The organism is Nguyenibacter vanlangensis, from assembly GCF_013376155.1.
In the GTDB taxonomy this organism is placed as follows: domain Bacteria; phylum Pseudomonadota; class Alphaproteobacteria; order Acetobacterales; family Acetobacteraceae; genus Gluconacetobacter; species Gluconacetobacter vanlangensis.
Genome location: NZ_JABXXP010000301.1, coordinates 1 through 3,493 on the forward strand (window position 1 = coordinate 1; position 3,493 = coordinate 3,493).

4 protein-coding genes are annotated in these 3,493 nt (G+C 67.3%); 1 reads left to right on the plus strand and 3 read right to left on the minus strand.

Translation table 11 applies throughout. The features are described 5' to 3' along the window. Window positions 1-339, minus strand: a 339-nt coding sequence (locus HUK84_RS12745; protein ID WP_374729332.1) for a squalene/phytoene synthase family protein, incomplete at its 3' end; no start/stop codon positions are given. A gap of 347 nt (window positions 340-686) precedes the next feature. Here HUK84_RS12745 and HUK84_RS12750 point away from each other — a divergent pair. Continuing rightward, window positions 687-1,295 carry a superoxide dismutase gene (locus HUK84_RS12750; protein ID WP_176640631.1) on the plus strand — a complete coding sequence of 203 codons (609 nt, stop codon included), beginning with the start codon at window positions 687-689 and terminating at the stop codon, window positions 1,293-1,295. Between the two features lie 52 nt (window positions 1,296-1,347). Here HUK84_RS12750 and HUK84_RS12755 read toward each other — a convergent pair whose 3' ends face one another. Both HUK84_RS12755 and HUK84_RS12760 read right to left on the minus strand, forming a co-directional pair. After that, a complete protein-coding gene (locus tag HUK84_RS12755; protein WP_176640632.1) occupies window positions 1,348-2,796 on the minus strand; it encodes a sugar porter family MFS transporter in 1,449 nt (482 codons plus the stop codon). 84 nt (window positions 2,797-2,880) lie between these two features. After that, on the minus strand, window positions 2,881-3,493 hold a 613-nt coding region (locus HUK84_RS12760), incomplete at its 5' end, for an SDR family NAD(P)-dependent oxidoreductase (RefSeq protein WP_176640633.1).

Here is a 3,493-nt window from a genome sequence, read left to right on the forward strand (position 1 = left end):
GGGCGCCTGGGCCAGGGCGGCGCGCAGGCCGGGCGCGACCTCATGCGGGTGGGCGGCGCCCTCAATGATTTCACGCCACCATTGCAGCCGGATCAGCCCGGCCATCGGGCCGGCGACCGACCAGGACTGCATGCCCGTCAGCGCGCGGACGGATTCGTGATTGAACGCGATCACGCTGAACGCATCCTCGCGCACCGGCTCGGGCAGGAACAGGGCGCAGAAAAACCGGTCCGGGTCTGATCGCCGCGCGATCGCGCCGCAGAGCGACAGCCCGTCGCCGCCCGCCCCCGCGTCCCGCTCCGCGCGTATCGCCGTATCCGCCGCCGCTATGTCCATCATCCGGGCCATGATGCATGCAGATGCCGCGCGCCGCGCGGAAGCACAAGCACCGCATGGACGGGCGGCCCGGTCATATGTCCGTCATATGTCCGTCACTTGACGCATCCCGCCGGCCCTCATAGCTCTGATGGGCGGCGATTTTCCGCTTCTGCCCCAGGCGGACCGGACAGGGATCGCCTCGCGACGGATCGACGGACCCGCTCCGGATTGTTAGGTTGGCGCGCATCGTCGCGCGATCGGGGATCCGGCCCATCGCGACTTGCCCCGGTGTCCGGCCTCCGACATTCGCACGCTGATTTCGGAGATCGGCAGGCCGCTCGGTTATTGACTGCTACAGGAGAACGTCCATGGCTTTCGAACTCCCCTCTCTTCCGTTCCAGACCAACGCGCTGGCGGCGCGCGGCATGTGCCAGGAAACGCTGGAACTGCATCACGGCAAGCACCATCAGGCCTATGTCACGGCCCTGAACGGGTTCGTGGAAGCGAAGCCCGAACTGCAGGGCAAGTCGCTGGAGGAGATCATCCTGGCGGTCAAGGGCGATCCCGCCGTGGCCCCTGTGTTCAACAATGCCGGCCAGCACTGGAACCATATCCTGTTCTGGCAGAACCTCTCGCCGGCCGGCGGGACGATTCCCGGCGCGCTGGAGGCCAAGATCGTCGAGGATTTCGGCAGCGTCGACGCCTTCAAGACCGCGTTCAAGACCGCGGCCACCACGCAGTTCGGCTCGGGCTGGGCGTGGCTGGTGCTGGGCGCCGACGGCAAGCTGGCGGTGACCAAGACGGCCAACGGCTCCAACCCGCTGGCCGAAGGCCAGGGCAAGGCGCTGCTGGGCCTGGATGTGTGGGAACATTCCTACTATCTCGATTTCCGCAATCGCCGCCCGGACTACATCACCAATTACCTGGACAAGCTGGCGAACTACGAATTCGCCGAGGCGCAGCTCAAGGCCGCCTGATCGGCCGGCCGGACGCAAGCGACGAAAAACCCGGCCGGACGGCCGGGTTTTTTTATGAAGCCGCCCGATGATCGGGCGCCGGGCCGGTCGCGCCGCGCCCGATCATCCGCAGCCGTACGCCGGACATCAGGTTGCGCTCGATCCCCTCCAGGGTCAGGCCCTTCGTCTCGGGCACGAACAGGATGACCAGGACGACGAACAGCGCGTTCAGCGCGGCATACATCCAGAATGTCCCCGCCCGCCCCAGATGGTCCAGCAGGCTGAGGAACGACGCCCCGACGATCATGTTGGCGATCCAGTTCGTGACGGTGGAGCAGGCGATGCCGAAATCGCGGCTTCGCAAGGGCTGGATTTCCGAACACAGCACCCAGACCAGCGGCCCCGCCGAGAAGGCGAATCCCGCCACGAAGCTCAGCAGCACCCCGACCGCGGCCACCTGGCGCACCCCGTACTGTGCGCCGCCGCCAAGAATGCCGCCCAGCACCGTCAACGACAGGCTCATGACCACCAGGCCGCAGATCAGGATCGGCCGCCGCCCCCAGCGATCGACCAGCCAGATCGCCAGGAAGGTCGCCAGCACGTTGACCGCGCCGGCGCTCGCGGTACCCCACAGCCCGGCATGTTCGGGAAAGCCCGCCAGGCCGAAAATGCGCGGTGCGTAATACATCACCACGTTCACGCCGCTGAATTGCTGGATGCATTGCAGCATGACGCCCAGAAAGACCGCGCGGCGGACATTGCGGTCGGCACGGAACAGCGCGAAGCCGTTGCCGCCGTCGCGGCACTGGGCGTCGATCTCGTTCAGTTCGTCGGCCACGCCGCGCACCGGACCGCGCAGTTCCAGCAGCGCGCGCCGCGCCGCGTCGCGCTTGCCGCGCAGCACCAGCCAGCGCGGGCTGTGCGGCAGGAACAGCACGCCGATCAGAAAGACCACCGCCGGAAACGCGACCACGCCCAGCATCCAGCGCCACGCATCGAAATAGGAAAACAGCGCGTTCGAAACGAAGGCCGCCAGGATGCCGATCGTGACCATCAACTGATAGACCGAGATCATGGCACCGCGATGCGCGGGGTCCGAGACCTCGGCAATATAAAGCGGCGCGGTAAAGGTCGAGACCCCGACCGCCAGGCCCAGCACGATCCGCGCGACGATCAGCACGCCGACCGAACCGGCCAGCGCGCAGGACATCGAACCGCAGATGAACAGGCTGGCGCCGATGATCAGCGTGCGCTTGCGTCCCCAGACGAAGGACAGCCGGCTGGCGACGGGCACGCCCAGGGCGGCGCCCAGCATCATCGCCGCGACGATCCATTCCTCCTGGATCTGCGTGGTGCTGAATTCCTGGGCGATCAGGCCCAGCGCGCCGGAAATGACGCCGATATCCAGCCCGAACATCAGCCCCGCGACGGCGGCCAATCCGGCGACCAGGCCGGCACGGCCGGCAACCGATTGCTTCAGATGTCCGGTCCCTGACGACGCGGCAGATCCGTACACATGCATCTTGCCCCCTCTGCACCCAATCTTAACGAAATATAGCGGGTCCGGTTCATCCCGGCCAAGCCGGCTTGGGGCACGGCCGGCACGTCAGACCCATCCCCCGTCGACGATGAAGTCCTGCCCGGTGCACATGCGGCTGTCGTCGGCGGCCAGGAACAGCGCCATGCGCGCGATGTCCCCGGGCCGCACCCGGCCCGGCAGGCACTGGGCGCGGTCTATCTCCTTCTCGCCCTCCGGCGTCACCCACAGGCGCAACTGGCGTTCGGTCATGACCCAGCCGGGCACCAGCGCATTCACCCGGATCCGGAACGGACCCAGTTCCCGCGCCAGGCTGTTCACCAGCCCTTTGACCGCCGCCTTGGCGGTCGCATAGACCGGATAGCCGGCATTTTTCTGCATCCATCCGGTCGAACCCAGGCAGATGATCGAACCGCGCCCCATCTGGCGCATGCCGGGCGCCACCGCCTGGACCGCGAAGAACTGGGCGCGGATATTCACCGCCGACAGGCTCTCCCACAGCGCCTCGTCGACCTCGTCCAGCGTGTGGCGCTGGTCATATCCGGCGTTGTTCAGCAGGATCTCGACCGGCCCGTTCGCCTGGGCCACATCCGCGACGGCCCGGCGCAGAGCCGCGACGTCGGCCAGGTCGCAGGACAGGAACAGCACGTCTCGGCCGTTCGCACGCAGCGCCTCGGCCAGG